25 protein-coding genes and 1 pseudogene are annotated in these 25,728 nt (G+C 44.4%); 9 read left to right on the top strand and 17 right to left on the bottom strand.

Going from position 1 to position 25,728, the window contains the following annotated elements; translation table 11 throughout:
- Positions 1 to 43: 43 nt before the first annotated feature.
- The 8 genes and pseudogenes from ABUE30_RS01585 to ABUE30_RS01550 all read right to left on the bottom strand — a co-directional run bounded on the left by ABUE30_RS01585 (position 44) and on the right by ABUE30_RS01550 (position 7,850).
- Positions 44 to 691 (bottom strand): alanyl-tRNA editing protein, encoded by a 648-nt coding sequence (locus tag ABUE30_RS01585; protein WP_408621932.1) that lies wholly within the window; start codon positions 689 to 691, stop codon positions 44 to 46.
- A 123-nt stretch (positions 692 to 814) separates the two neighbouring features.
- A pseudogene (gene ltrA / locus ABUE30_RS01580) lies at positions 815 to 2,130 on the bottom strand (group II intron reverse transcriptase/maturase).
- 776 nt (positions 2,131 to 2,906) lie between these two features.
- Positions 2,907 to 4,244: a hypothetical protein gene (locus tag ABUE30_RS01575; RefSeq protein ID WP_408621931.1), complete on the bottom strand. Its 1,338-nt coding sequence runs from the start codon at positions 4,242 to 4,244 to the stop codon at positions 2,907 to 2,909.
- A gap of 207 nt (positions 4,245 to 4,451) precedes the next feature.
- Positions 4,452 to 4,679, bottom strand: coding sequence for a DUF2188 domain-containing protein (locus tag ABUE30_RS01570; protein WP_408621930.1), 228 nt, complete (start codon positions 4,677 to 4,679; stop codon positions 4,452 to 4,454).
- 11 nt (positions 4,680 to 4,690) lie between these two features.
- On the bottom strand, positions 4,691 to 4,825 hold the full coding sequence (locus ABUE30_RS01565) for a zinc ribbon-containing protein (RefSeq protein WP_082038639.1): 135 nt from the start codon (positions 4,823 to 4,825) through the stop codon (positions 4,691 to 4,693).
- Between the two features lie 160 nt (positions 4,826 to 4,985).
- The gene (ltrA, locus tag ABUE30_RS01560) at positions 4,986 to 6,287 is read right to left on the bottom strand and encodes a group II intron reverse transcriptase/maturase (protein WP_408621929.1); all 1,302 of its coding nucleotides are present in this window, start codon (positions 6,285 to 6,287) and stop codon (positions 4,986 to 4,988) included.
- Positions 6,288 to 6,901: 614 nt separating this feature from the next.
- Positions 6,902 to 7,231, bottom strand: coding sequence for a hypothetical protein (locus ABUE30_RS01555; protein WP_408621928.1), 330 nt, complete (start codon positions 7,229 to 7,231; stop codon positions 6,902 to 6,904).
- A 211-nt stretch (positions 7,232 to 7,442) separates the two neighbouring features.
- Positions 7,443 to 7,850, bottom strand: coding sequence for a hypothetical protein (locus ABUE30_RS01550; protein ID WP_408621927.1), 408 nt, complete (start codon positions 7,848 to 7,850; stop codon positions 7,443 to 7,445).
- Between the two features lie 1,597 nt (positions 7,851 to 9,447).
- Between ABUE30_RS01550 and folD the strand changes: the two genes are divergently transcribed.
- Positions 9,448 to 10,305, top strand: a complete 858-nt coding sequence (gene folD / locus ABUE30_RS01545) for a bifunctional methylenetetrahydrofolate dehydrogenase/methenyltetrahydrofolate cyclohydrolase FolD (protein ID WP_408621926.1) — start codon at positions 9,448 to 9,450, stop codon at positions 10,303 to 10,305.
- A 67-nt stretch (positions 10,306 to 10,372) separates the two neighbouring features.
- Here folD and ABUE30_RS01540 read toward each other — a convergent pair whose 3' ends face one another.
- The 7 genes from ABUE30_RS01540 to cysS all read right to left on the bottom strand — a co-directional run bounded on the left by ABUE30_RS01540 (position 10,373) and on the right by cysS (position 15,734).
- Positions 10,373 to 10,834 carry a GNAT family N-acetyltransferase gene (locus ABUE30_RS01540; protein ID WP_408621925.1) on the bottom strand — a complete coding sequence of 154 codons (462 nt, stop codon included), beginning with the start codon at positions 10,832 to 10,834 and terminating at the stop codon, positions 10,373 to 10,375.
- Between the two features lie 49 nt (positions 10,835 to 10,883).
- Positions 10,884 to 11,522 (bottom strand): ribonuclease T2 family protein, encoded by a 639-nt coding sequence (locus tag ABUE30_RS01535; protein ID WP_408621924.1) that lies wholly within the window; start codon positions 11,520 to 11,522, stop codon positions 10,884 to 10,886.
- 317 nt (positions 11,523 to 11,839) lie between these two features.
- Positions 11,840 to 12,379 (bottom strand): MOSC domain-containing protein, encoded by a 540-nt coding sequence (locus tag ABUE30_RS01530; RefSeq protein WP_408621923.1) that lies wholly within the window; start codon positions 12,377 to 12,379, stop codon positions 11,840 to 11,842.
- A gap of 6 nt (positions 12,380 to 12,385) precedes the next feature.
- On the bottom strand, positions 12,386 to 12,913 hold the full coding sequence (locus ABUE30_RS01525; protein WP_408621922.1) for a GNAT family N-acetyltransferase: 528 nt from the start codon (positions 12,911 to 12,913) through the stop codon (positions 12,386 to 12,388).
- A gap of 67 nt (positions 12,914 to 12,980) precedes the next feature.
- A complete protein-coding gene (locus tag ABUE30_RS01520) occupies positions 12,981 to 13,496 on the bottom strand; it encodes an O-acetyl-ADP-ribose deacetylase (RefSeq protein ID WP_408621921.1) in 516 nt (171 codons plus the stop codon).
- Positions 13,497 to 13,752: 256 nt separating this feature from the next.
- Positions 13,753 to 14,115, bottom strand: coding sequence for a hypothetical protein (locus ABUE30_RS01515; RefSeq protein WP_408621920.1), 363 nt, complete (start codon positions 14,113 to 14,115; stop codon positions 13,753 to 13,755).
- 233 nt (positions 14,116 to 14,348) lie between these two features.
- A complete protein-coding gene (gene cysS / locus ABUE30_RS01510) occupies positions 14,349 to 15,734 on the bottom strand; it encodes a cysteine--tRNA ligase (RefSeq protein ID WP_408621919.1) in 1,386 nt (461 codons plus the stop codon).
- Positions 15,735 to 15,872: 138 nt separating this feature from the next.
- On the opposite strand from cysS, the gene ABUE30_RS01505 reads away from it, so the two are divergent.
- The 6 genes from ABUE30_RS01505 to phnE (ABUE30_RS01480) all read left to right on the top strand — a co-directional run bounded on the left by ABUE30_RS01505 (position 15,873) and on the right by phnE (ABUE30_RS01480) (position 20,850).
- Positions 15,873 to 16,370, top strand: coding sequence for a peptidylprolyl isomerase (locus ABUE30_RS01505; RefSeq protein WP_408621918.1), 498 nt, complete (start codon positions 15,873 to 15,875; stop codon positions 16,368 to 16,370).
- On the top strand, positions 16,367 to 17,089 hold the full coding sequence (lpxH, locus tag ABUE30_RS01500; protein ID WP_408621917.1) for a UDP-2,3-diacylglucosamine diphosphatase: 723 nt from the start codon (positions 16,367 to 16,369) through the stop codon (positions 17,087 to 17,089). Before ABUE30_RS01505 ends, lpxH begins: the two co-directional genes overlap by 4 nt.
- Positions 17,090 to 17,294: 205 nt before the next feature.
- Positions 17,295 to 18,101: a phosphonate ABC transporter ATP-binding protein gene (phnC, locus tag ABUE30_RS01495; RefSeq protein ID WP_408621916.1), complete on the top strand. Its 807-nt coding sequence runs from the start codon at positions 17,295 to 17,297 to the stop codon at positions 18,099 to 18,101.
- A 37-nt stretch (positions 18,102 to 18,138) separates the two neighbouring features.
- A complete protein-coding gene (gene phnD / locus ABUE30_RS01490) occupies positions 18,139 to 19,068 on the top strand; it encodes a phosphonate ABC transporter substrate-binding protein (protein ID WP_408621915.1) in 930 nt (309 codons plus the stop codon).
- Between the two features lie 17 nt (positions 19,069 to 19,085).
- Entirely contained in the window at positions 19,086 to 19,955 is an 870-nt protein-coding gene (phnE, locus tag ABUE30_RS01485; RefSeq protein ID WP_408621914.1) for a phosphonate ABC transporter, permease protein PhnE, read from the top strand.
- Positions 19,956 to 19,998: 43 nt separating this feature from the next.
- Positions 19,999 to 20,850, top strand: a complete 852-nt coding sequence (gene phnE / locus ABUE30_RS01480; protein WP_408622513.1) for a phosphonate ABC transporter, permease protein PhnE — start codon at positions 19,999 to 20,001, stop codon at positions 20,848 to 20,850.
- Positions 20,851 to 21,011: 161 nt separating this feature from the next.
- Here phnE (ABUE30_RS01480) and ABUE30_RS01475 read toward each other — a convergent pair whose 3' ends face one another.
- Positions 21,012 to 21,431, bottom strand: a complete 420-nt coding sequence (locus ABUE30_RS01475; RefSeq protein ID WP_408621913.1) for a hypothetical protein — start codon at positions 21,429 to 21,431, stop codon at positions 21,012 to 21,014.
- A 148-nt stretch (positions 21,432 to 21,579) separates the two neighbouring features.
- Between ABUE30_RS01475 and ABUE30_RS01470 the strand changes: the two genes are divergently transcribed.
- Positions 21,580 to 22,758 (top strand): sugar efflux transporter, encoded by a 1,179-nt coding sequence (locus tag ABUE30_RS01470; protein ID WP_408621912.1) that lies wholly within the window; start codon positions 21,580 to 21,582, stop codon positions 22,756 to 22,758.
- Positions 22,759 to 22,761: 3 nt separating this feature from the next.
- Here ABUE30_RS01470 and ABUE30_RS01465 read toward each other — a convergent pair whose 3' ends face one another.
- A complete protein-coding gene (locus tag ABUE30_RS01465; RefSeq protein WP_408621911.1) occupies positions 22,762 to 23,745 on the bottom strand; it encodes an LLM class flavin-dependent oxidoreductase in 984 nt (327 codons plus the stop codon).
- 143 nt (positions 23,746 to 23,888) lie between these two features.
- Between ABUE30_RS01465 and ABUE30_RS01460 the strand changes: the two genes are divergently transcribed.
- Positions 23,889 to 25,718, top strand: coding sequence for a putative bifunctional diguanylate cyclase/phosphodiesterase (locus tag ABUE30_RS01460; RefSeq protein WP_408621910.1), 1,830 nt, complete (start codon positions 23,889 to 23,891; stop codon positions 25,716 to 25,718).
- Positions 25,719 to 25,728: the final 10 nt, after the last annotated feature.

The following is a 25,728-nucleotide window of genomic DNA, read 5'->3' as shown; positions in this document are numbered from 1 at the left end:
CTGATTACTCTGACTTGATCAAGAATAAATCACTCCGACCCCTTTAGCTCTTGGTAGCCAATAAAATCTCAACTCGCTCCTTTCCTTTACCGATGTTTTTCCTTTTTAACTTTATTGGTCCAATCTCGTTGGTAGTCCTTACGTGGGTTCCCCCACATGGAACTTTTGAAAATCCCTCAATTTCCCAATATCTGCGCTCTTTTTCTTTGTCGTCGAAGTCAGTCTTAATGGGGAGTCCCGATTCAATCATCCGGTTTGCCTCATCGGAGAACCCCGATAGCAATGGGGATATACTTTCGGGCCACGAGAAATCTATCCGTGCTTTATCTTGAGCGATATGAGCGCCCACCTTTTCGATTTTTGGAAAAGCCTTATAGAACAGCTCAAGAACAAGCTCGGCGGCAAAATGGTGGCGCATGAGTTGATACCGTCTTTCCCAGTCAATTACGATGCGCACCGATTGACCAGGCGTTAGCTTATGATCGTCCGGCAAATTGTATATTATCTCGGAGTTCTCTTTCACAGCAGAGGCAACATCATAACCACCAATGGTTCCGTGATCGCTCTCCTGGCCGCCTGAAAAGGCAAAAAAGATAGTGGACTCTAAGGTAACCCTAGCGCCATCAACTGAAGCAATGATCGTATCGTGTTCGATCTGGTATGGGTCCTGCCAAAATTGTTTATGTGTCATGACAAACCTCGGTTTCAGAGTCTAAATCATCGCGGTAGAGCGCCCCATTACTGAGGCGACCCCGCACAGATCCGGACGTGCGGAATGACCGCATCCGGCTCTTCAGTTATATAGTCACTCGTGTTAAACACGTGCCTGATACCAGTCGACATGAATAAATCGCTGACTCACTCGTGGTCGCTCTAATCCATAATACGTTAACATCTTCTTGAAATCACTCCAATTATAACTCTTCCGGCCACTTCGCCTATTCAACCATTTGTATAGTGTATGCAAAACATAACTGTATAAATGCGATAAGCTTCGACTGTTATCGGGTAAGCCAAAATAATTTCTAAATCCTAGCAGTTTTCGTTTCAATTGCGGCAACCACTCTCTCAATTTGAGTGATCGTTTTGCCTTTATCCATTGGTAATATTCGCTTAGTGTGGCTTTCTGCTTCTTAACCGCAGTTCTTCGCCTTAACCTCGCTTTACCATTGGCATCTGTTCCCCAATAAAATTCAAATCCTAGAAATACAAAGTGACGTTTTCGCCCGACATGAAATCGGCTAAAACGCATTAATGATGTTTTATCTTCTGCTACGTCTAAATTGCTTATTTTTAAGGTAACGTCTTTAATCGTTTCGGTAGTACCTTGTAAAAGCGCTCGGCATCCCTTACAAATTGAAATGCACAGACAAAATCGTCTGCGTAGCGGATCATCATGCAACGCCCCTTCATCCTTGGTTTTACTTTCTTTTCAAACCATAAGTCTAAAGCATAGTGCAGATAAATATTTGCCAAGACAGGGCTAATAATTCCGCCTTGCGGGCTGCCACTCGATGGTTTATCAAATACTCCATCAGGTGATTTTATCCGTGCTTTTAACCATTGGTTTATCAGATTAAGCATCGCCTGATCGTCAATGCGTTGTTTGAGCATCTGCATCAGCCAGTCGTGATCAAAGTTATCGAAAAAGCCTTTAATATCGGCTTCCACAATGTACCCATAACCACTGTATTGGAGATTTAACATTAAGCTTTGCACGGCTTGATGCGCACTTTTATTCGGTCGGTAGCCATAGCTATTACGCAGAAAGTCCGCCTCCCAGATACTTTGCAGGATCTGGCTGACACTTTGCTGCACCAACTTATCCTCAACGGTCGGTAAACCGAGAGGTCGTTGCTTGCCATTGGCTTTGGGAATGAAAACCCGTTTTATGTCATTCGCCCGATAGCACTTCTGCTTTAGGGCATCCGCTAATCGGGAAACATTCTTCACCAGTTGTTGTTTATATTGAGGCAGTGTGACGCCATCAATACCCGATGCAGAATGTTTATTGAGCTGTCCCCAACTTTGATACAGTAAATCTTCCCCCAATAATCCATATAGGTTCTGAAATCTGTGTTTGGGGTGGCTTTGTGATTTAAATGTGATCGTGTTTAGTTCGGTTGTCATAGTTTATCCAGCCCTACATTGTCCGGTCTATGTCTCTGCTAAACACGGGATATAACTGCCAGTCCCTTCGCCATGTGATCGGCTTTCCCGTCTCGGACGACTATGAACTGGTCTGACTGCCAAAGGATCATCGTTGGTCTCGCTTTTGGCTAAACGTCCCTACCATTTCCTTATGGAACCCCTTGGCTCTCTCAAGTTCCTGATGCATCTCTTCATGCATACCACGGCTTAATAACTCCGCTGACTCGCCGCAACCTCACTTTTAACGGTTGCTTTGCTTGGACTTCGGTGGCGTTACAAACCTCGTCAGTCAGATTGGCTTTATCGAAGCGATACCAGCACTTCAGAGCCACGACAGCCCCTATGGCCTATATAATTCTCTGTGTACGCTTCACCTATCTTGTTCATCTAGTGCGACTAAATCGCTGATAAGTATTTCACGAATCCTAGATCCCGCCATAGGCGCAACACTCGATACAGGTGGTTGGTTAAACCTTGCCTGACAGGGACTTTCACCCTGCAAGATGCATCAATCAAGCTTCGCTTGACGCACTAACGCCTCGTTCACCGGCAGCAAAAAGCAGAGCGCGGAACGAGCGGCGATTTTTTCTGTCCAAGTGAATGTAATTGTTATGTGCATATCATTTCTTACCAATTGGGCTAAATGACGTTTTCAATAGCTTTTAGGATTTTTATGAGCTATTTAAAAAATCACCTTAAATTACTATCCTAATAAGAATCCAAACAGATATATTACTGATATTGAAACTGGGTATTTAACGTCTTCCCCTAAATTTTTTTCTCTTTTTTTGTCTTCGATTTTTTGTGCGTTGTTTTTTTCTACGCTCTTGTGAAATATCTATATCATAGGCATCTTCTGCTGATTCACCGACAAGAGGGTCAACAACTGTAATCTCATCTCGTTCATATGCGTCCTGAGCATCTTGCGCTGTCTTTACTCCTTCTAGGTCGGTTTCAATGATTCCATAATAACTTAAATATTGTGTTGGCTTTTCAGGGAACCAGTTAGCATATATTTCAGCCACATGAGCAGCTTTAGCAATAGCGCTGGAAAATTGTTTTGGTAGCTGACTATTAGTCCATATATGAGACAGTTTAAAACGCATGCCTGCCAGTGTTTTCTCACCAGTATCTTGAAGGAAATCCTTTCTAACTATTTCATAGCAAGCTAGTATCTCTTGAGCCAAAATACGATGAGATACATATTCTTTATATTGCCAAATTGCTGATTGGCCTTCGCTCAGATTCTCTATTGGGTCGTAAGGATAACGTTCAGGTCTTTCGTATCCTATACCCACATCGTGTTTTTCTACGTCTTTTTGGATCGCATAGGTGTTTATTGCACTTGATAAACCAACTGCATAAATATACTTTGCTTCCCTGTCCAAAGGAAAAAAGGCAGCCCCTCTTACATCTGCGGCAACGCAAACGCCTGAGTCTGGATCTATATCATCCTGATTGTTCCCTGTTCTCCATTTGATGACATTACTTCCTTCTAAACTTAAATTATCCCGCTCATTTTTTGAATTGAAACCTGTTTCCCGGACTTGTCCATATGTTCTGTCATCACCTCGCCAAAAAAGTTGGGGGGTCTCATAATGCTCAAGATGCAAACCAGTATCATTCGCCTCATTTGCAATAGCATAAGTTCCGTCACCATACATTCTAGTTACTGCTAATGCTGGGGCTTTAGTTTTTTTATGCCCACCAGGCCTGTTCTTCTTTTTCCTTCTTAATTGTAATGAGTTGTTATCGAGACCCTGCAATTGATTCGCTTCAGTTTTATTTATCACAATCTCTTGCAGTTTTCGTTGAGCAATAGCCTCAGGCTGATTATCCACAATCCCCAACCCTTTATTCACATTTACTTTTTTCTGAGCAACAGAATTAGCACCCACTATTCTTTGTAAAGCCCTTAATTGTACCGTTTGCGGACTATTTTTAACCCATTTTTTCAACTTCTGCATTTGGATGGCTTCTGGTCGGTTATCCACAAAACTGTAAGTTTGAGCACTACTGTTCTGCTTTTGAGAAGCTACATTTGTGAGCGATTGCCTTTTTATCTCCTGTGTTTTTTCTGTTTGTTCATTCATGTCTTAAACCTTTTATAAATTGGCTTTATCGCTTTTTATAGGCTTTCTTTTATTTCTATAACGTGGGCCTAAAGACTTTAGTGGTATCTATTTCAGGCTGTATCTTTACTCACAGTGATTTTTGTTTCTCGAATCCGGGTTTGCGCGCATAACGCCTCAATCAGCCGACGCATTAGCGGTCGGCTGCATTGAATTGTTAAATTTTAGTTACCCTTTTGGAGGAAAAGGATCATTACCGTGGCTATCCTTTCCGCCAATTTTTCCATCTTTATTATGAATAACCAATTCGGTATTTTGATTTTGGCTAATTTCCCTTGCTCGGTCGACAGCATCCTGCTTTTTATCAAAATGACCAGACGAACGTTGGCCACCACTTTGTTTAATGTCCCAACCACCATCAGAGTTTGGAACAACATGTGTAGATTTACCAGTCATTGTATTTCCACCTATGGTGTGTATTCAGTTTCTTGGCATTTAGGGCATGGCGGTAAGGTATCTGAATTGTCATCTAAGACAACCACCTGCCCACAGTTATCACATGTGTATGCACCTTTTCCTGGTTTTTCCCCAGTAGTAGACATATCGTTTCTCCATTCATTTTCCTTACACTTACCGTGAGGGGTACGCGGAAAGATGCCAAGAAATTATCGTGGTAGAACGATCTGTTACCAGACCGACCCCACACAGATCCGGACGTGCGGAACGACCGCATCCGGCTCTTCAGTTATATAGTCACTCGTGTTAAACACGTGCCTGATACCAGTCGACATGAATAAATCGCTTACTCACTCGGGGTCGCTCTAATCCATAATACGTTAACATCGTCTTGAAATGACTCCAGTTATAACTCTTCCGTCCACTTCGCCTATTCAGCCATTTAAACAGACTACGAACAATGTCATTGTAGAGCCTGTCGCAGCTGCGGCTGTTGTCCGGCAGTCCAAAGTAATTTCTGTATCCCATCAGTTTTCGCCTCAGCACCGGCAACCAGTGATTCAATTTCTGATGCCGTTGGGTTTTGATGTAGATGTAATACTCTTTCAGACTGGTCTTGTACTTTTTCGTACTCGTTTCCCTTCTGAGGTGTGCTTTACCACTCATATCTTTTGCCCAATAAAAGGCAAAACCCAAGAACGCAAATTGCCTCTTGCGACTGGGATGAAATCGACTAAAGCGCATCAGAGATGTTTTCTCTTCCGCTACTTCTAAATTAAATTTCGCCAGTCGTTTCGGCAACACCTTATAAAAGCGCTCTGCATCATGCGCATACTGAAAAGCGCAGACAAAATCATCCGCATAACGGATCAACATCGCTCGCCCCTTCATCCTTGGTTTTACTTTCTTTTCAAACCATAAATCAAGAGCATAGTGAAGATAGATATTCGCCAGCACTGAGCTGATAATTCCGCCTTGCGGGCTACCACTCGATGGCTTCGCATATTCACCGTCAGGCGATTTTATCCGTGCTTTTAACCATTGGTTTATCAGATTAAGCAGCGCATTATCATCAATACGTTGTTTGAGCATCTGCATCAGCCAGTCGTGATCAAGGTTATCGAAAAAGCCTTTAATATCCGCTTCAACAATATAACCATACCCTTTAAATTGCAGGTTTAACCCCAGACTATGCACCGCTTGATGCGCGCTTTTATTAGGACGATAACCATAACTGTTACGCATAAAGTCTTGTTCCCAGATACTTTGCAGGATCTGACTAACACTCTGCTGTACCCGTTTATCTTCGACTGTAGGCAAACCTAATGGTCGCTGTTTACCGTTTGATTTAGGAATAAAGATGCGCTTAATATCATTGGCTCGATAACATTTCTGTTTAAGATCCTGACTTAAGCGGTTTATATTTTCTGGTAAGCGTTGCTGATAGTGACTGATGGTCATGCCATCAACACCTGCCGCGGCTTGTTTATTGAGTTGCCCCCAGCTTTGATACAGGCTATCAGTATTTAATAATCCATATAAATTCTGAAACCTGTGCTTGGGGTGGGTTCGTGCTTTAAATGTGATGTTATCAAGTGGGGTTGTCATAGTATCTCCAGCCCTACTTTGTCCGGACTATGCATCTGCTTAATAACGGATATAACTGTCAGCTCCTTTGCCATGTACAAGGCTTTCCCCTGCTCAGACGACTACGGGCTGATCTGACTGCCAAAGGATCATCGTTGGTCTCGCTTTTGGCTAAACGTCCCTACCATTTCCTTATGGAACCCCTTGGCTCTCTCAAGTTCCTGATGCATCTCTTCATACATGCCACGGCTTAATAACTCCGCTGACTCGCCGCAATCTCACCTTTACGATTGCTTTGCTTGGACTTCGATGGCGTTACAAACCTCGTCAGTCAGATTGGCTTTATCGAAGCGATACCAGCACTTCAGGGACACGTATCCTCTATGGTCTACATAATTCTTTGTGTACGCTTCACCTGTTTTGTTCACCGTAAAAAAATCGGCTCCGCCACAGGCGCAACACTCGATACAGGTGGTGAGTTAAACCTTACCTGACAGGGACTTTCACCCTGCAAGATGCATCAAGCTTCGCTTGACGCACTAACGCATAGAACAGTTGCAAAATACATGGCGCTATATTTTGGGAACCAAAATTCGTGACATGTATTTTGTCAATTGCTTCGTCTTGTTATAAGTTTATTTCCCCAATTCGTCACCTAATTCTTTTGATATTTGTGATAAGCCATCAGTTAATGAATCGCTAAGAAGGTTAGACGATTTATAATTAGGAACAACAAGATCTAGTTTTTTAAACTCACGATGATTACTAATTATTTTTAAATAAAATTCAAACTTTTCTTTTTTTGTTGTTGACCGTTGAAACTCTTTCTTAACTTTATCTTCAAAATTGAGTATTTCTTTCTCGTTATCATCGTCATTTAGTTCTACATAGACCTCTCTCGCTAGTCGCTTTTTTGACCAACCAAGTGAATTTAAAACTTTTTCTAGATTTTCTTTTGCTGTCACTAATTTTGTCCCCAAATGTCCCTTTGCACCGATTTATTATGAATATGTCCTTAGGGCAAATCATAAAAATATTGGAGATAATGAAATGCTAAAAACAACAATGGCTAATAACACACCACCAAACGGACCAAGTAAAACAGGCAATCCATCTGGCGGCGGTCGTGGTAACAACCCACCAAGAAGATAGTAATCGTGAGCTACTGGTTTCGATTTACTTACAATGATTTAAGTTAGAACGAAATTTTTGTAAAAACTTAGAATCGTCACTAGTAGCTTCTTTATACGATATTGAATCCATTGTTAACTCTAAGGCACATGAACATCGTTCTTTCTTTTCAAGATATTGATGATTGGTAATAGCTCGTTGGTCAGAGTTAACGCAGCTATCTATAATTTCGTATTCAATTTTTACTGGATATCTTTGTTCATTTAAATAAAGTTGATCTATTTTATACGTACCAAAAACGCCAATAAGAAGGGCAGACGAAGCTGATAATAATGGTTTCTTAAATTTTTTGTATGTATGACCAGCAAAAGTGGTCCCACATTTATTACAAATTATATTTTCACCATACTCAATTTTGTTTTCTTCTGAGCACGATGGGCATTCAATATTCATAATTTTTCTCAAACTTATAACATTTTTATATGAAGCATGCTCAAATCCCACCCCTATGGGGGCAAAGTGAGCAAGCTGTTTTTACAGGACTATCATACAGTTAAGTCTTATTTGGGAAAATATACCCTCGCGATAAATGCGCATGCGCATTATCCAACCTCACATTTATTCTAATATATTGATTTTTATTTATTTTTATAATGATGTTTATAACAAAGTACGCATCAGTTGGGGCGGATCTGCGCTCGCGATGGCACATGTACAAATAATACTGTCTATCCATACAGAAATCAGAGCGTTCACAATCGCCATAGCGAAATGGCTACAAAGGTAGATATCGCCGATCAGTGATCTGAGCCTGTCGTAAGCTCAGATATCATTCAAACGATCGATGCCGCTATCACTCTATTCATGATCCCTGAGTGCTGTATTTGGTGAGGTGATGAGTAAGCTTGACGACAAGTAAATTAGGTTGAACCACGCTACCGCCCCCGAGGCAATCAATTGGGTTGCGCCGGCAATGAAGATGCATTGAGATGTATGCAATATCTCACCATACTGATTTACTCATCACCACACAATCGCCTAAAAGAGTTAATCCGCCTGTTTATATGATTTAACTCTAATATTTGCATTATTTTTTCAACCTATTATTGCAGATGAGTGATGTTGGTGCGTCTTTAGAAAGGCAGAAGTGGGCGAGTATCGTTTATGTCAGCATCAGGTAGAATAAGAGGCCATGAAAAATCGATGGATTGGCATCAGGTAACGCGCGTTATTATTTATCAAATAAATAGACCAAATAGAATTCACACGGAACTGATAGTCACGCTCATTTTTATAAAATAGCTAATGGCTTTTCAATCATTAGCTATTTTATAAAAATGAAGTTGCACAGATAGAAAAACGGCGTAGTAGACTTTGCCTACTACGCCGTTAAAAATATGGTACTCCGTACAGGATTCGAACCTGTGACCACCCGCTTCATCACACTATAGCTTTCGCTACCACCTTACGGCTTTGTGCGCTGGACTATCCCTTTACCATAGTTGTCGTGATAACAACTTTAGGTAGACGCCGTCTAGTCTCTACACCTTCCTAAAATGCTAGGCTTGGCTCGGGATTGCCAACTCAATGAGTAAGGTTTCCCCGAATTTGACGTCTTACATTCATGAAGTTTCTCTCATGAAGCCCAATTTTTGAAATTTACATTTCTGCCAAAATTAGAAGGCGGGTGCTCTATCCAACTGAGCTAACGGAGCTTAAATTATTTTTGCGCCGCGATGTTAAATTCAAACCTGAATGGCTTGATAACCTATGGTTGTTTTAACTGAGCTAAGGGCACATGTCGCAGATGAAAGTATACCATCGATGCGGAGCGCATATTACTGATTATCCGCCAAAGCGTCAAATATTTTATATCCCTTCTCTTTTACCTGGCACTTCACAAGCTATTGAATTGTTTAAAAAACACTCAAATTCTTTGATTTATGCTACTTTACGGTGCAGCGATCAACGTCACAAATTTTCATTGGCCTATAAACTGATTTCTGCGACAATAACGAGCACTGAATCATAACCCCCCATATTAGTGTATATGTCAGCTAAAATCATTGATGGTAAAGCTATCGCGCAGTCGCTGCGCCAACAAGTTAGCGAGAAAGTAAAAGCTCGTTTAGAACAGGGTCGCCGCGCGCCCGGGCTTGCCGTAGTACTGGTTGGGAGTGATCCAGCCTCGAAGGTCTACGTCAATAGCAAACGTAAAGCCTGTGATGAAGTGGGATTTATTTCTCGCTCTTACGACCTTCCCGCACAAACGTCACATCAACAACTCATTGACTTGATTGATGAGCTCAATGGTGATCCCAGCATTGATGGTATTTTAGTTCAGCTTCCGCTACCTGCTCATATTGATGAAACTGAAGTGATTGAGCGTATTCGTCCTGATAAAGATGTCGATGGTTTTCATCCTTATAATGTGGGCCGCCTCGCCCAACGTATCCCAGCCTTACGCTCCTGTACACCGAAGGGAATTATGAGTTTAATTGCGTCCACCGGGGTTGATCCTTATGGTATGAATGCCGTGATTGTGGGCGCTTCGAATATTGTCGGCCGCCCCATGACATTAGAGCTATTGTTAGCAGGCTGCACGACAACAACTTGCCATCGCTTTACCAGAGACCTTGAAAGTGAAGTGCGCCGAGCAGATCTGTTGGTTGTTGCAGTGGGTAAAGCGCAATTTATTCCGGGTGAGTGGATTAAAGATGGTGCCATTGTGATCGATGTTGGCATCAACCGTCTGGAATCTGGTAAGTTGGTGGGTGATGTGGTCTTTGATAGCGCCCAGCAACATGCCAGTTGGATCACTCCAGTTCCCGGCGGTGTAGGTCCAATGACGGTTGCCAGCTTAATTGAAAACACGCTTGAAGCGTGTGAAAAATACCACGACGCTTAACCTGTGAGTTTGATTGATTTATACCAAGGTAGATGCCCGTGCCTCTACCTTGTTTATTTAATCGGGATCAGGTTAACTGCCTCGTCATAAAGGTGCTGTGTGGATCAATCACGTAATCACCAAACGGTGCACACTCGCTAAATCCATAACGTTGATATAAACACCGTGCTGGAATAAAAAAGTCGGCGGTTCCTGTTTCTAAACTTATTTTCGTTAGTCCTAACGTCTGTGCCTGTTGTAATAAGTGCTCGATGAGCTGTTTAGCCAACCCTTGACCGCGTGCTGATTTAGCCGTTCGCATCGATTTAATCTCACCATGACCCGGTTCAATGACTTTTAATGCAATGCAACCTAATAATTGCTCGGCTTGCCAAAGCCCCCAAAATCGGATATTGGCTGCTTTAAATTGGCTTGCATCTAATGCGTGGCAGCTCTCTAGTGGTGATGTAGCATGCATATCCATTAAATGCTCTTGCAATAGCGCTACCACAGCTGGGTGGTCGCTTCCACCCTCTCGGATCTCTCGCATCGTCATCCCTTATTAACCATAACGTTCATCACACCCAATAACAGCACGTTTATTTACGCCGCTTTGGGCAGCTTATCACTGCAAACTGGCGATTAAAACAGATGCCAAATTCACTGCCCTGGCGATGCAATCGTTTATCGGCGAGCACCGGATTATGACGCTTCATCCAGCGGACAGCTTGAGCGCTATTTAACTGCCCAGGCGCAACCTTAAAGCGTTGGTATAACTGTTGCTCTTGTTGATAATAGGCCCTCGCAGAGGGAAAGTCACAAGCCCCGTGTTTTTCCCATTCGCCTTGCAATAATGCGGTGCCGGGGCTCATACATAAATACGGTTTGAGCGTTGCAAGTGGTACTTTGGGTAAATCACCGCGACAAAAACGAGGATGTTGCCGAATATCGCCGCTTAAATAGGCCGCCGTAGAGTCGCCCCATAGCCCATGGATCACCCAACCAAAAGCATTCTCTGAATGACATTGAAAGTTATATTGTGATGACTTGCCATGTTTTTGACAAAACTGCGGCGAGTTGCTGTACATCAACATAAAAAAATCAGTCGGGATGTTCGGATTACTGTAATCCACATGCTGATCATAGTGGTAATTTAACGCCTGCTCGTTAATCACGCACTGTGCGTGTGCGGTCAGCGGGAGCAATATAAATAAAAGCGCGGCGATGATTGTTCGCATGCGACATTTCCTTTTAAGTCTTTATGCAAAATAGTTCACTAGCGGATAAGCAAAATCCGTTAAAGCGGCGCCCATTATACTGGGCTGTTACACATAGCCGTCGCATCATAAAATGCCGCATGTCTTATCATCCTGCCCATGCAACCTAGAGCTTGGCAACGGCTCAATTATAACAGCGCCATGCCCCATTATTTATCAATTGAACGCGACTCTCACCGTGACGAGTTCACTCTTTGATCGATGAGCTCATCAAATGTGTTGTTACCCGCCAGTTCAAGCCCCCTCACGCCCATTATGACCATTGCGTCTTTGCGAGATTAAACACACGCGAGAGGAGAATGAGGTTGCGCAGGCAAAATAACCTCAATCGCATCATCGGGATACACCCAACCACCCTGAACGACGACTCCCATCACGCCAGCTTTACGAATCACCTTGCCCTGTGCATCTCGCTCAAGTACCGCTTGGGTTAACCCCTTTTGATAGTGGTTTAGTTGTGCACAAGGATTACGCAGCCCAGTCACTTCTACCCGCGCACCGCTTGGAAAACCCAATTGAGCACCGCATGGTAAATCGAGCAATTCGATCCCCATCGTTGTGATATTTTCGCCCATGGTCCCGGCATTCACGTTAAAACCTTGCGCTTGCAGCTGTTCAATTAACTCAATATGGATCAAATGCACTTGGCGCAAATTCGCTTGAGTGGGGTCTACTTTAACCCGTGAACGATGCTGCACGTTAACACCGCGATGAGCATCGCCATCGACCCCTTCATTTTCAATCAACTGAATCGCATCGGTCACTTGCTTAGAAAAATGATGCGCAGAACTTTTACTCACACTCACCACTTGAGCCATAACACCTTATCCTTTTATCATGGGCGAATTTTGCTTGGCAAAGGCCGCCAGTGCGGCACCAGTGAATCGATAGTATTCCTTCTCTATGATTTGATCGGCACCTAGCGCGCGGTAAAATTTGCCAGCGTTTGGATTACTCTGTTCGGCGGTCCAATCCAGGCGCTCACAATCATGCTCAAGGGCAACCTGTGCGATGTATTGCATCAATTTAGGACCTAATCGTTGCCCCCGAGCCGAGGCAGAAACAAACAGATCTTTCATAAACATTTGACCCGATAAATTAGGCGCGGGGTACAAAATAGTATAAGTGGCAAACCCCATAAGTTTTTGATCAACAAATGCTCCGGCCACCCCAACTGATGAGTGGGCCGCGAGAACTCGCTCAGTCAGATAACGGGCAATCGCTTCGGGTGTGGGCGGCTCACTAAAGTAGTAAGCATACATTTGCGAAAATATATCCACCGCGTGTACGGCATCATCAATATCTAATTGACGAATAATCAAGGTGTTGTGGCATATCAGTGGGTTCGGCATCGCTACATTTTAAACAGATTAATTTGTGCTTATTACAGCATTAGCACGTCAGAAAATAAACAAAAACCTAAGCCAGTAATTGCTGATAGACGTCCTGCCATACCTGATAAATATCATCAGCAAAGAGATAGAAAGTAATGTCTAGCTCGCCATAATCTAAACAAGTCGTTAATGCAATCTGCGCTGCGTCTTGGTAGGGATAACCATACACGCCACACGAAATAGCTGGAAATGCGATGCTATGACAATGATGGGTACGGGCCAGCTCAAGGGTATGTCGATATGCACTCTCTAGATACGGGCCACTGTGGTGATGGCTGCGATAAATAGGGCCGACTGTGTGGATCACAAACTTCGCGCTCAGACGCCCTGCCCTCGTAATTTGCGCATGGCCCACCGGGCAACGAACACCGGGTTCACTCTCGGGGACTTGTAAACAAGCTTGCAATAGTTCAGGGCCAGCTACGCGATGGATGGCGCCATCAACTCCACCGCCCCCTAACATGCGCGAGTTGGCAGCATTCACAATGGCATCGACATGAGCCGTGGTAATATCACCTTGAATTAGTTGAATATGGGACATCGTAAGCACCTCATTCAAGCAGTGCTACTATCATACGGCAATCATATCTGCAGATCATCAGGCAACTCACTGCGGCTATCACTCTTTGTAAATGTGCCGAGCACTGTCTAGCGGGTAAAAGCCAGCGCATCGGCCGCACCTAAGCCACAAACTCAATACTGCTCTGGCCGCTGCGCGAGGACCCTTTCAATGACGTGAAAGTCGCAAAACTGGTCAACGCAACCGTTGCGTCATAATGGGCGGCTAAATCATCGCCTCAATTTAAGCTGATAAACGTCATCACAGCGCAAATTAATGCCGCTGGTGCACCGGCAATGAAGAGCATTACTTCGCTGGAGTAATCCGTTTGGCCTTTATAATTAAGCTGGGTGACACGTTCTTGCTGCTCATCAACAAACGGGAGCTGGCGATTATGACGAATCGCTTTTAAGGCGGTCGCTCGGCGAAAAAACAGCCCTCCGCGCCAACTTATAGCAGCGATTCCCCAAAGCACGATCATCATTTCAAAACAAAAATCGCCGACACTGTGCGCCGCAAAGGCCGACACATGTTGACTGAGTAAGTAGACGATAAAGATCGTTACTAAATTGGCCATTACTACACGTTTTAATAAGGTCATATTTATTCTTAATCAATCAAAAAGCCAGTTACGGCTGTCATTTATAGGCAGCAAAAAAGTTGTCGATTCAACAAGCTTATGCAACCTAATACAAAAAAGAACCCATTGCAGCGGCATTACTTGTTGCCCACTACATGTTGCACAACTGCCAACAGCGCGTGACTCGCAAGCCTAAGCGGCACAGTTTACAGCCATCAGAACATCATTCTGATGGCTGTCAGGTCAAACCTAACTTAAGCTTTACGCCAAGTGGTGCCTTGCGGTCCATCTTCCAGCACAATCCCCAACGCGGTTAACGCATCACGCGCTTCATCGGCTTTCGCCCAATTTTTAGCGGCGCGCGCTTCGTTACGTTGAATAATCCACGCTTCAATCTGAATTGTTTCATCATCACTGCCTTGCGCGCCTTGTAAAAACGTCTCAGGATCTTGCTGACATAGCCCTAATACATCGCCGAGTTCAATCAACAAGCTGGCATACTGCCCAGCTTCATCCGCATCCGTTTCTTTAACCCGATTCAATGCCTTGGCAAGGTCAAATAAGACTGGCAGCGCTTCAGGCGTGTTAAAGTCATCATCCATCGCATGAACAAACGTATCACGATAAGGCTTAGCCAGCACATCACTAGCCGCTACAGGGGTTACACCGCGCAGCGCTGTATATAATCGTTCCATGGCCGCCCGCGCCTGTTTTAAATTATCTTCTGAATAATTTAGCTGGCTGCGATAATGACCTGAAATCAAAAAATACCGCACCGTTTGGCCATCGTATTGTTCTAACACCTCACGGATGGTGAAAAAATTACCCAGTGATTTAGACATTTTCACTTTGTCTACTTGCACCATACCACTGTGTATCCAGTAATTAACATACGAGGTATGATGCGCGCAGCAGCTTTGCGCAATTTCATTTTCATGATGAGGGAAGATCAGATCAGAACCGCCACCATGAATATCAAAAGTGGTACCCAGATGTTTCATGTTCATTGCTGAACATTCGATATGCCAACCAGGGCGTCCTTCGCCCCAAGGAGATGACCAATGGGGTTCACCCGGTTTTGCTTTTTTCCAAAGCACAAAATCAAGTGGATTACGTTTGCTTTGATCCACATCGACCCGAGCACCCGCTTGCAACATATCTAAATTTTGCTGACTTAATTTGCCATAATTCGTGTAACTGTCGACAGCGAACAATACATCCCCATTGTCCCCCACATAGGCATTCCCATGATCGACCAATTTTTGCACAACCTCGACGACTTCAGGCATATGGGTGGTTACAGTCGGTTCAATATCAGGTGCTTGTATCCCTAACGCCGCAAAATCATCGTGCATGGCTTGATTAAACCGCGCCACTAATGTTCCGCAGCTTTCACCGTTTTCTGCGGCGCGATTGATTATTTTATCATCCACATCGGTAATATTACGAACATAGGTTAGATCAAACCCTCGCCAACGTAGGTAGCGGGCGATCGTGTCAAATGAGGCAAAGGTGCGGCCATGGCCGATATGACAGTAATCATAGATAGTGACACCACAAACATACATGCCGATTTTTCCCGGCTGGATCGGTTTAAACTCTTCTTTTTGGCGGGTCAACGTGTTATAGATTTTCAACATTCGGCCGATTATTCCTGTCCTTTTCCTAGTCGATGCAACATTTTACCATTGAACTTGCGGAAAAACAGCTAGTCGGCTGGTATCCTATTCAACAACTCGCTAGAATTTAGCAATTTTTAAATAAAGGATAGAAACCTAATGGTTACGTTGCATACAAATTTTGGTGACATCACCTTAGAGCTAAATGCCGAAAAGGCACCAAAAACCGTAGAAAATTTTCTAAACTACGCCAAATCAGGCCACTACGATGGCACTTTATTTCACCGGGTGATTGATGGTTTTATGATCCAAGGTGGTGGATTCGCCAGTGGCATGAAAGAAAAAGAAACCAATCAAACCATTACCAATGAAGCCAATAATGGTCTAGCCAATGACATAGGCACCATTGCGATGGCACGTACTATGGAGCCTCATTCAGCTTCATCACAGTTTTTCATCAATTTGAAAAATAACGATTTTTTGAATTTCAGCTCAGAAACTCCGCAAGGCTGGGGTTATTGTGTTTTTGGTAAAGTCAGCAACGGTATGGATATTGTTGAAAAAATCAAAGGCGTTGCTACCGGTAACTTTGGTTATGTTCATCAAGACGTTCCTTTGGATGAAGTGATGATCAACTCTGTGACCGTGAGTGAATGACGGTTAGCTATTTTATTGCTGATCTGCATCTTAGTGATGAGCGCCCTGACATGGTTAGGGCGTTTTTGCGTTTTGTGCAAGAGCAAGCCTATCAAGCCGATGCATTATATATCCTTGGCGATCTGTTTGAAGTTTGGGTCGGCGATGATCTTCGCACCACGACCAGCCAAACTGTGGCCCAAGCGCTTAAAAAGCTGACCCAATCTGGGGTGCCTTGCTATTTTATCTGCGGCAATCGTGATTTTTTAGTCGGCAAACGTTATTGCAAACAGTGTGGCATGACGATGTTACCCGACGAAACCATCATCAACTTATATGGTCGTCAAACCATGTTACTGCATGGCGACATCATGTGTACACTGGACGAATCCTACCAAAAATTTCGCCGCATGGTGCATAGGCGCTGGGTGCAATGGCTCTTTTTACATTTACCCAAACGTGCGCGGGCTAATATTGCCAATCGCATGCGCGCCAACAGTAAACGGTACAATCAAAGTAAGAGTGATAACATCATGGACGTCACACCAGAGCAAGTCACTACCCGCTTTAAACACTACCAATTAGATTGGATGATCCACGGCCATACCCATCGCCCAGCGATTCACCATCCTTTTAATGACAACTCTCAGCAGCGGATCGTCCTCGGGGATTGGTATGAGCACAGCAGTGTGTTAACCGTCACGCCAGAACACGCCGACTTGTCAGGCGCGCAGCTGTAACAGGTGTTTAACGGTGTTGTTCTCACACATATCGCTAACCGGCTATTTTGTTGAGTAACGTCCTTTATTTAAAGCATCAATGAATACCCCGGTCATTTTTCATGCTGCATTTAAGAGGGCGTTATAAAAGCATCACATTGTGTTCATCATTTTGTCAAAAAAGGTTGTTTACATAACGGCTAATTAAAACGCAATTTTGGTCGGTATGGATACTCAGCCTACATTAACATCTCATCATCCTGAAAAATTACTCTCCGTTGTCAATCTTCGCAAAGCTTATGGACAACAACAGGAGGTAATTAAAGGCGTGAGTTTCGATCTCTATGCCGGTGAATTGGTTGCGGTGATCGGTCGCTCTGGAGCGGGTAAGTCGACATTATTGCATATGCTCAATGGCACGATTGAAACCACTGCGGGTGATATTATTGGCTTTGCACAAAGTGATTCACCGCAACATGTTCAAACTCTTTCGGGTCAATCACTGCGTCATTGGCGAGCGACCTGCGGCATGATTTTTCAGGATTTTTGCCTGGTCCCTCGTTTGGATGTGATTACCAATGTATTGCTAGGCCGCTTAAGTGAAACCGGCATCGTGCGCTCAATGCTGAAGTTATTTCCCAAACAGGATATCGAACGAGCGATTGAACTGCTCGAATGGACAGGACTGATTCACCACGCCTTACAACGTGCTGAGAATCTTTCGGGCGGACAAAGTCAACGCGTCGCTATTGCCCGGGCACTCATGCAAAATCCCCGCTTATTATTAGCCGACGAACCAGTCGCATCACTGGATCCCAAAAATACCCATCGCGTTATGCAGGCGCTCAAAGAGATCAGTGCACAGAATATCGGCGTGATGGTCAACTTGCACTCGGTTGAGTTAGTCAAACAATATTGCTCGCGCGTGATCGGCGTGTCCGAAGGTACCATTGTCTATGATGGCTCACCAGAAGGACTCACTGATGACGTCCAACAATTAATCTATACCCCTTCATCTTCTGCGGCTGCTTAAGGCCAAGGTAATACTCAACAATAAGGATATTTTGAATATGAAACGTACACTTGCTTCATTGGTGTTAGGTAGTGTGCTCGCAGCACAAAGCATGCTGAGTCACGCGGACGTGCGTGAATTAAATTTAGGGATCTTAGGCGGACAAAATGCTACGCAACAGATCGGCGACAACCAATGCGTCAAAACCTACTTTGATAAAACGTTACATGTTGACACGAAACTACGTAATTCATCTGATTACTCAGGAGTCATTCAAGGATTAATCGGTGGCAAAATCGATATGGTGTTAAGTATGTCACCATCGGCTTTTGCCTCAGTACAGATCAACAATCCAAAGGCAGTCGATGTCATTGGGATTTTAACCGATGATAAAGACCAATCGAAAGGGTATCACTCAGTGGTGATCGTCCGTGCAGATAGTCCATATCACAAACTTGCTGATCTGAAAGGTCACCCATTTGGCTTTGCCGACCCTGATTCAACCTCTGGTTTTTTGATCCCTAACCATGATTTTAAAAAGCGCTTCGGTGGCAGTAAGGACGATAACTACAACCACTTCTTTAGTTCGACAACGTTCTCTGGTGGTCATGAGCAAGATATCTTAGGTGTTTTAAACGGCCAATTTGCTGGGGCAGTCACATGGACTTCGATGGTCGGTGACTACAACAAAGGCTATACGGCCGGGGCATTCAGCCGTTTAATGCGGATGGATCACCCGAATTTGATGAAAAACATTCGCATTATTTGGCACTCGCAGTTAATTCCAAACGGCCCCATTTTGGTCCGCCATGACTTGCCAGCCGATTTTAAAGCCAAGTTAATTAGCGCCATTCATGATTTGGATAAAAACCATCACGCATGTTGGATTAAAGCTGCTGGCGGCGCGCAACATATCACACCCGCATCGGTTAAAGATTTTGCCAATATCATCGATCTCAAACGTGAATTGATGAACGGTAATCGTTAAGCGGACAAGGGAAAGTCATGTCACAGTCATTTGCTGAATATTATCACGGTATTCGAAAACGCCAAAAACGCGAAGGATTACTTTGGTCGGTTGGAATACTCGTCATTTACCTTTACTCAGGTCATATCTCTGAATTTGACTGGTCAGTTATTTGGCATGGCATTCCACATTTTTTTGATTACGTCGATGACATCTTGCCAGTGTTGCACTGGCAGGTGTTATTCGCCGACGGCCACACCAAAGGTTCATTTGCTTATTGGGGTTACCGATTACATATTCAAATCCCGCTATTAGGTCAAACAATTGCTGTCGCAATTGCCGCAACCATCTTTTCCAGTTTTCTCGCGGCGCTGGCCTCATTCCCTGCTGCGGGCAATACCTATACCCATCAACTGTTTCGATATGCACTGCGTAGCATCGCTGCATTTTGCCGAACGATGCCCGAATTAGCATGGGCGGTCATGTTTGTTATGGCATTCGGTATCGGCCCTATCCCCGGCTTTTTTGCCTTATTTTTACATAGCTTTGGGGCTCAAACCAAACTGTTCTATGAAAGCGTCGAAGTGGCATCAGATAAACCGGTGCGCGGCCTGCGCGCGCTGGGAGCTTCGCGTATAGAACGGATGCGCTATGGGTTATGGCCACAAGTTGCCCCGACATTTCTCTCTTATACATTTATGCGCTTGGAAATTAATTTTCGCCAATCCACCATTTTAGGGCTGGTCGGTGCCGGCGGCATTGGTCAAGAGCTGATGACATCGATCAAACTCGACCATTTTGATCAAGTCAGTATGGTCTTAATCCAAATTGTTGTCGTCGTGTCTGTGCTCGATTACCTTTCCGGAAAAATTAGAACCTATGTTCTTGAGGGTGCCCAGCATGTTTAGTCAAACAAAATCAGATCAGCATTTAATCCATCATCCCATTAGCATGAAGACCTCAGAGCACCACCGTCAATATCAGGCCATCTACGCCAGCCGGCGCCGCCATATTTGGGTGATGTTCAGCTGCGCTCTTGCAGTTATAGTTTACTACGCCTTATTTTTTAGCTACAACGGCTTAAGTGCCGCGCGCTTATTTGAGGGGGTAGTCAAACTTGCCCAATATTTTGCGAGAATGTTTATCTGGCATAATGTCAGTCAGTGGCCTTTTGGTTACTATTTTGGACAAATCGCCATTACCTTAGGTATTGTTTTTGCTGGGACTATCTCAGCAACCTTATTCGCCTTACCTTTATCATTTTTAGCCTCACGACGGGTCATGAATCGGCCGCTATTAAAACTGCTTGCCATTATCGTGCGGCGTATCTTCGATATCATGCGCGGCATTGATATGGCAATTTGGGGACTTATTTTTATCCGCGCCGTTGGTATGGGCCCACTGGCAGGGGTATTAGCCATATTTGTGCAAGACACTGGGCTTTTAGGCAAACTCTACGCCGAAAGTCACGATGCGGTTGATAAACGTCCTAGCCGTGGGCTAAGTTCATTGGGCGCCAGCGGTTTACAGAAACACCGCTTTGGCATTTTTACCCAATCATTTCCGCAATTTTTAGCCTTAACGCTTTATCAAATTGAATCCAACACCCGCTCCGCGGCAGTGCTCGGCTTTGTCGGTGCCGGTGGCATCGGTTTAGTTTATGCGGAAAACATGCGGCTTTGGAACTGGGATGTGGTCATGTTTATTACCTTAATTCTGGTGGTTTTAGTGATGGTAATGGATAAAATCTCAGAAATTTTGCGCAAAAAATATATTATTGGTGAGGAAGTTCCGCTCTATTAAGCGCGGCAATCTCGCTTGCCCCACATTTGCCAAAAGCAACCCCTTGCACAAATACTTGAGCCGCAATAGCGGCTCAAGTGAGTTTCAATTTGTACATCATTTAAGAGCTGATCTAGCCGCACATTGAAGCGTAATTGCTTATCATTAACCAACAACTGTCGTTAGTTCTTAGTATAACGATAATCGCGTACAACCCCATCTGCGAGCAAAATGATTAATGTTTTGTGCTGCGCGCTTGAGCGAAACCATGAGCTTTGATTATCTGCGGTATCGCTGTAATAAGTCCAACGCTGCCGATTATTGCCTTCAGTCATTTTAATATAAGGTTGACCAAACATCTGCAATAACTCGTCGTCACTGGTATAATTGCGCTCTATTTGGGCCACTTTACTATCGGTGATCGTGGTGCCCCCCAAGAGCGTGCATCCTGCTAATAGCAAGCTGCATAGCAGCAATACGGGGAACATCATAGAATATTTAAATTGAGTCATCGGGGTCCTTTTATCGTCAGCCATACGACCGTCCATAAACCAGTGTAGTGCGCCGTGTAAATCAAGCGCTTCTCCTTTAAATAATTGCACTATACCTGCTTGAAAAAAAGGGGCAAAATAATAACTCAACGCAATTCGCGCTGGGCACCTATCGTCCGATTCTAGCAACGTCGATAACCCAAATAAGTTGGCTATGCCAGTACACAACATCCATCTTTCTCATGTTAGTTGAGGTTTTATGCTGACGACCTATTGGCGTCAATTACGCAGTGCTCAAGCAAGTGTGTTGCTGTCGTTTATGACACTTACTTTTTTTACCGGCCTAGGGGGGGCGCTATTTATCCCCACTTTGAGCCTTTTTTTAACCACTGAAGTGCATGTAGAACCCTTTGCTGTCGGGCTGTTTTACACTTTTAATGCGATTGGTGGCATTGTCTTTACACAGCTCGTAGCGCGCTATTCCGATAAATATGGTCAGCGCAAACGCATTATCTTGATATGTCTTCTGATGGGAGCACTGAATTGCCTATTATTTGATTGGTGTCGCAGTTATCTCATTCTCATCACTATTGGCATCGTCTTACTCGGAATGGGCGCATCCGCTATGCCCCAGTCATTTGCATTGGCCCGAGATTATAAAGATCAGTCCAAAGAGCGTTCGATGATGTTTACCACCATTATGCGTGCGCAGCTCTCACTGGCATGGGTCGTTGGCCCAGCCATTGCGTTCGCGTTGATAACCGCTTATGGATTCCATACCTTATTTCTATTTGGTACCGCTGTTTATGTACTGGGATTTTTTATCACGTTACTCAAATTACCTGATGTAGCCCATCAACCCAGTAACGTTAATTCACATGAGCAGAGCAAAAAAAATCGCGGTGATATCTACAAACTGTTTGTCTGTTCCACCTTGATGTGGGGCTGCAATAGCATGTATATCATCTCTATGCCGCTCTATGTGAGCCATCAGCTCCATCTGCCACAAGAACTGGCGGGATGGATGATGGGCATGGCAGCAGCGCTTGAGATCCCCATCATGCTGATCGCCGGTTATCTCACCAAATATTGGAAAATGCGCAGCTTACTAATCGCCTCTGGTGTTGCAGGCACATTATTTTATTTGGGTATGAACTGGTTTGACAGCCCGCATATGTTGCTTGCTTTACAATTAGGCAACGCCGCGTTTATCGGTGTGTTAGGTGGGCTAGGAATGATCTATTTTCAAGAACTATTGCCTAGCCAAACGGGTCAAGCCACCACCTTGTTTACCAACAGTATCTATACCGGATCAGTGATCGCGGGTGCCTGTGCTGGAGTAATTGCACAATATCTGAGCTATGGAGCCATTTTTATTGTCAGTGGTTGCTTTGTCGCTTTGGCCACATTGCTGCTCACCCAGGTCAAGCCCATTTAATTGCTAATGACTGTTGAATTGGCCAAGCTGTGCGACCGTCTCCAACCGAGTGGCTAAATCATGAATGGGCACTGAGATAATCAGTTCATCCACCCCCGTGGCACGAATGAACTGCTGCAACTGTTGATTCACCTGATCAACACTGCCAACCAAGGCGTAACGGAGTGTTTGCTCGACCATCAAAAGCTCCTGCGCGCTAGCGCGCTGAGAGAGGTCATCGACTGGCGCAGGAAACGGTTGGTTTAAGCCGCGACGCAAGTGTAAAAATTGCAATTTAGCCGAGCTAAACAGATGCTGCGCTTGCGCATTGGTATCAGCAACGACTGCCATAACCCCAGCCATGGTATAAGGCATATCCAATTGAGATGATGGGGTAAATTGGCGGCGATACAGCTCAAGAGCGCGCGTTAAATAATCTGGCGCAAAATGTGAAGCATAAGCAAATGGTAGGCCTTTTTCACTGGCTAGCCGCGCGCTGTATAGGCTCGAACCTAGTAACCATAATGGAACATGGCTACCCACGCCGGGAACCGCTAACACATCACTGCTGCCTTCTTGCGCCAGGTAGCGTTGCAGCAGTTCAATATCTTCGGGATAGTGCTCTACCGCGTCCATGGTCGGCCGACGCAATGCCTGCGATGTTTTTGAGTCAGTGCCTGGTGCCCTCCCTAGCCCCAAATCAACGCGATCAGCAAACATCGCAGCTAAAGTTCCAAACTGTTCTGCAACCATCAACGGAGCATGATTGGGAAGCATCACGCCACCTGAACCAATGCGAATAGTGGATGTTGCCATACCCGCTTGTGCTAACATTAGCGCAGTCGCTGAACTTGCAACACCACGCATGCCATGGTGCTCAGCTAACCAATAACGTTTAAAGCCGGCTTTTTCGCTCATTATCGCCATCTCTCGGCTCGCTGCAATCGCTTGGTTTATCGATTGTCCTTCACCAATTGGAGCCAAATCTAAAATTGACAGTGGGATCATCGATCACTCCATATTTGAACAATCATTCAAATATGCCTGAGTTAAAATTAAACTGCAACAATGTGAAAGATTGCCCAAGTGATTAAAAATTAACTATGCTCAATAAACCCATTCGATCACATCAAGCTATTTAAATATCGGTTATGGTTTCCAAGATAACAAAAGGTTGGGTAAAAGCCCCGATCCCTGAAGATGAATTACAACGCACTGACGCATTAACAGACCTTGAGTTATTAGACTCTGAGTCACAAGAACATTTTGAGCAATTAGTCGAATTAGCGCAGCACATTGCACAGACCTCTGGGGCATTATTCTCCCTTATTGACCGCGATAAACAATGGGTCAAGGCGAGTATTGGCATCCAGCTTCACTCCATTTTACGCAATTGCCCTATCTGCGCGCAGACGATCATCGCCCCTGACGGGTTACTCATTATTGAAGACACCCATCTTGACCCGCGCTTTTGTGCCAATCCACTGGTCACTCAAAGTCCTCACATTCGTGCTTACTTAGGTTGCGCCATTTTAAGTGATAATAATCAACCGGTGGGGACACTCTGCGTCATTGACACAGAACCTCGAAGATTTGAACAGGCCCAAATTGAACAGCTGAAAATGTTGGCAAATATTATTAAAACAGAGCTGTGGCGCGATAAAAAAATAGTTGAAGTGCAGCAAAACCTACTTCAGAAAACCTTGTATGACCCACTCACGGGCTTACCTGGTCAACAGCTATTCGTCCAAAAGCTGACCTATATTTGCCAAACACAAGCCGATCAAAACTATCAACTATTAATTTTGAATATCCAGCGCTTTCGTATCGTGAACCATATTTTTGGTCAGGCCTATGGCGATGCACTGCTGCGCGCCATATCATATATTTTGCAGCAAATTCGACCTGAGCATACTTTTATTGCCCGCATTCGTGATGATCGTTTTGCCATACTCAAACAATATAATCAAAGTGAAGTCCAATCGAAGTTTTTGTTGCGCCTTAATGCCCTGCTCGAAAAGCCGCTACTACCCCAAGAACCCAATTTAACCATCTGTTGTTCCATTGGTATTGCTCATATTTCACCGGAATTTAATATTCCAGATGAAATTATTAACCGTGTCAATACAGTCATGCATTCAGCCCCCGAAATGCCAAATGGGATCAGTGTCGAAAGCTATGAACCCGCGCAAGAGAGTCAACTCTCGCGCAGTTTTGAAATCGAAAATAAATTAACCGAGGCGATTCGAGCTAGCCAATTTGAAATGCTCTATCAACCGATCGTTAAACTCAGTGATGGTAACATGGTTGGGTTTGAGGCGCTGATCCGTTGGCCTTGGAAATCAGGCGAGTATGTCTCTCCCACCGAGTTTATTCCCATTGCTGAAAGTAGCGGTTTGATCAAATCGCTCACTCGGTGGATCATTAAATACACCTGCCAGGAATTCGCGTCAATTTATCTTCAATTCAATGTCGATCTTTATATGTCCGTCAACATCAGTAGTGCAGACTTAGTCGATATGCGCTTTACCGATTATGTATTACTCACCTTACATGACTTCCAACTGCCCCCGCATTGCCTAAAACTAGAAGTGACGGAACATTCAGTGATTGGTGATTTAGACGCAGCCGTCAATCAGATGGCTAAGTTGCAAGAAGCCGGAATACGTTTTGCCATCGATGACTTTGGCACCGGACATGCATCGCTGCGCTATCTACAACTGCTACCTGCAGCCTACCTGAAAATTGATCGATCATTTATCGATGGGGTAACAGAACTTGAACGCGATGCAGCAATTACACGAGCAACGATCGCGATGGCCCATAGTTTGGGCAAAAGTGTCATTGCTGAAGGGGTTGAAACATGGGAGCAAGCTGAATTTTTAAGGGAACATCACGCTGAATATGCGCAAGGCTGGCTTTACGCCAAACCCATGCCTATTGCCCAACTGTTACACTATAAACCACCCACTGCCCCTTAAAACAAGTAGC

Origin of the sequence: Celerinatantimonas yamalensis (assembly GCF_046054155.1) — a bacterium.
Lineage (GTDB): Bacteria > Pseudomonadota > Gammaproteobacteria > Enterobacterales > Celerinatantimonadaceae > Celerinatantimonas > Celerinatantimonas yamalensis.
This window is presented reverse-complemented; position numbering and strand designations above follow the sequence as displayed.